The 3,295-nt window shown below is 43.2% G+C and carries 4 protein-coding genes; 3 read left to right on the top strand and 1 reads right to left on the bottom strand.

The features are described 5' to 3' along the window. The 3 genes from B4F08_RS02275 to pgsA form a co-directional block, all read left to right on the top strand. A partial coding sequence (locus tag B4F08_RS02275; RefSeq protein ID WP_291372877.1) for a helix-hairpin-helix domain-containing protein occupies positions 1–436 on the top strand: 436 nt, incomplete at its 5' end. Between the two features lie 113 nt (positions 437–549). Continuing rightward, a complete protein-coding gene (locus tag B4F08_RS02270) occupies positions 550–1,344 on the top strand; it encodes a thioesterase family protein (RefSeq protein ID WP_291372875.1) in 795 nt (264 codons plus the stop codon). A gap of 108 nt (positions 1,345–1,452) precedes the next feature. Further along, positions 1,453–2,040, top strand: coding sequence for a CDP-diacylglycerol--glycerol-3-phosphate 3-phosphatidyltransferase (pgsA, locus tag B4F08_RS02265; protein ID WP_086209710.1), 588 nt, complete (start codon positions 1,453–1,455; stop codon positions 2,038–2,040). Between the two features lie 52 nt (positions 2,041–2,092). On the opposite strand, the gene B4F08_RS02260 is transcribed toward pgsA, so the two are convergent. After that, the coding region (locus tag B4F08_RS02260; RefSeq protein ID WP_291372873.1) for an ABC transporter ATP-binding protein at positions 2,093–3,295 on the bottom strand (1,203 nt) is incomplete at its 5' end.

Here is a 3,295-nt window from a genome sequence, read left to right as displayed (position 1 = left end):
TGATTTACTCTTGATTGATGGTGGTAAAGGACAGTTGCATATGGCGATGGACGTCATGCAAGAGTTGGGTTTAGAGGCCTTTATGGTCGGGGTGTCAAAAGGCGAGGGACGTAAACCGGGCCTTGAAACCCTACACTTTACTGATGGAACAAAAATTCAGTTGCCTGAAGACCATAAAGCATTGCATTTGATACAACAGGTGCGTGATGAGGCGCATCGCTTTGCGATTACTAAACACCGGGCTAAACGTGATAAAAAGCGTGGTTCATCCATTTTGGAAGTGATCCCGGGTTTGGGGCCGAAACGGCGCCGTGATTTATTGACTCACTTTGGTGGAATCCAAGGGGTGTTGAAAGCCTCGGAAAAAGATTTAACTTTGGTGCCTGGTTTGGGCGAAGTAATGGCCCGCACTATTTATAAAGTTTTACATGAATAGAACAGCAGTCACTGGGTTGGCAAAAGTGCTCATTGACGCATGGGTCACTGATCATTCACATCAGTTGAATTGTGTTGTAAAGATATGGAGGGAATTTAAAACAAGGATGCTCTATGTCACTTCAACACAGTTATCAAGCTTTAGCAGAACAAGAATGGATAGATATACCCACAGGTTGGTTGCAAGGACGCACCATTTATGGGGGATTGGTTGCAGGCTTAATGATGCAAAAAGCATTGTTGACTGTTGCCGATGATACGAAACATTTACTCAGTTGTAGCGTAACTTTTGTTGGGCCAGTACAGCAGGCCAAAGTTCGTTTAACCAGCGAGATTCTACGTCAAGGCAAGTCAGTGACCACTTTGGAGGTACGCTTATGGCAGGATGATGCGGTTCAAAGTATTTTAGTGGCAAGTTTCGGAACACAGCGTGAATCGAGTATTCATGTGCATCAAGAACCTGTAGCGCCAACGTTTCCATCGGTTGAAGGTCTGACAACCGCACCGCATCATCCACTTGCACCCGAGTGCTTTAAGCAACTGGATATGGTGTGGGTGACAGGGCAGTATCCGTGTACAGCCAGTCCAGAACCTGACTTTTCAGGCTGGTATCGTTTTAACCCTAATTTGCATGAAAATCGTGACATGACTGTGGCAGACCTGATGGTGTCGATGGATATTTGGCCACCGGGTGTCTTGCCCATGTTTAAAACGATGGCACCTGCAAGTTCGTTGACATGGCATTTGACCTATGTGCATCCGCTGAAAAATCAGTTACATGATTGGATGAAATTTCAAATTGAAACGCAATATGCAGCAGACGGCTATTCGACGGAGTCTGCTTATTTATGGGATGCAGAAAACCGTTTAATCGCCATCTCACGGCAAACAGTAACCGTGTTTGCCTAGTGACACTGTACCTCAATTCGTATAAAGTGAGGCCTAATTACGATGAGTCGCATGCGAAAATAGATCGATGGTTTCATCGCGCATGAAGGGGAAAAATTGGCGGTGTCTATGACAGCAGGTCGAATCCTGAATATTCCAAACATCTTGACCTTGGCGCGTATTGCCCTAATTCCGGTCTTCTTATTGGTGGCTTATTGGCCTCCGGTAATGGGTATTGCTGAACACGCAGGCAATATGTCTCGTCATATTTTATTGACGTCTATTTTTGTTGTTGCTGCGGTGACAGATTGGTTTGATGGTTATTTGGCGCGGACTTTAAATCAGACTTCTGCATTTGGACGTTTCTTAGACCCTGTGGCGGATAAGCTGATGGTGGCAGCTGCACTGATTGTATTGGTGCAGTGGAAACCTGAAATTTCGATGGCATTTGCAGCGATTGTGATTATTTCTCGCGAAATAACGGTATCTGCCTTACGCGAGTGGATGGCTGAGCTGGGTGCACGTACCAATGTAGCTGTATCTACGGTTGGAAAATATAAAACCGCTTTTCAAATGATTGCAATTACGGTGTTCTTACTGAATTGGCAACCGCTTGAAATGTTGGCTTATGCATTGTTGTATACCGCAGTGATTTTGACTTTGTGGTCGATGTTTATTTACCTCAAGGCAGCTTGGCCGTACTTAAAACAGCCTTGATTTTTAGATGTCAAAAAGCTCCTGAGGGAGCTTTTTTTATATTGAAGAGAAGTCAACTATGCGTTTCTTCCTCAGTATCATCTTCAAAAGTTTTGGCAATTTTTTCAATATTTAGGCTCTTGGCCATCGCATCAAAAATTTCTTTATAAACGCCTTCCTGACGGTACAGTGCTTCATGTTCCCCATGTTCTGCAATACAGCCTTCTTTCATCACATAGGTATAATCGGCATCAATAATTTGCGACAAACTGTGTGAAATAATAATCACCGTTCGCCCTTGTTTGATCTGATCGAGGCTATGTTTAATCTGCTCGCTAGCAATCGCATCAAGGCTGGCGGTTGGCTCATCAAGAAAAATAATCGGTGGGTTTTTGAGGAACATGCGTGCCAGCGCAATGCGTTGTTGTTGCCCGCCTGAGAGCATCAGGGCATCGGATTGATAGGCTTCGGGCAATTGAAGAATTTGCTTGTGAATGGACGCTTTTTCTGCGGCAGCGTAGACTTCATCATCTGTGGCATTGATTTTTCCATAACGAATATTGTCTAAAATACTGCCTTGGAAAATGTGATTTTTTTGTAAGACGAGACCAATGTGATCACGTAAATAAGTGGTGTCTATGTCTTGTAGATCAATCCCATCGAGCTCAATTTTTCCTGCATCAGGCTGATAAAACTTATCCAATAAGCTAATTAAAGTGGATTTGCCTGCGCACGATAAACCGACCAACGCTGTGATTTTATTCGGTCGAATTTCCATGTCGATTTGCTTTAATGCATGATGACCATTGGGATAGAAAAAATCGACATGCTTTAATGTGAACTTACCTTGAATTGTGGGTTTGAGCGTACCACTTTGCTCGATTTCATCATCTGCTTCTAAAATTTTAAAAAAGCTTTCCGCGTAAATCATCGCATCATTCACTTCATCATAAATACGGTGCAATGAACGAATGGGTGCGGAGACATTATTGAACAATAAAATATGAAACATGATCATGCCGATGCTCATCTGTCCATCGAGTACAAAGTACGCCGTGAGGATGATAATCAGCACAATCCCTATTTGTTCAATAAAGGTCTTTAAGCCATCAAATAAAAAACTGAGCTGCCGTGTTTGCATCTGGTTTTCGGTCAGTGCTTTTTGCAGTTTCAGTTGTTTGGTGGACTCAATAGACTCTCGGTTAAAGGATTTAATCACACTAATCGACTGGATAATACTCAGAATGCCTTGGCTCTTTTTTTCACGACCATCACG

Source organism: Acinetobacter sp. UBA6720 (genome assembly GCF_002454215.1).
In the GTDB taxonomy this organism is placed as follows: Bacteria; Pseudomonadota; Gammaproteobacteria; order Pseudomonadales; family Moraxellaceae; genus Acinetobacter.
This window is presented reverse-complemented; position numbering and strand designations above follow the sequence as displayed.

What these genes read in the sequence shown, in the direction of transcription:
- pgsA (WP_086209710.1), top strand. Translation starts at nt 1,453, where the DNA reads ATGACAGCAGGTCGAATCCTGAATATTCCAAACATCTTGACCTTGGCG.
- B4F08_RS02270 (WP_291372875.1), top strand. Translation starts at nt 550, where the DNA reads ATGTCACTTCAACACAGTTATCAAGCTTTAGCAGAACAAGAATGGATA.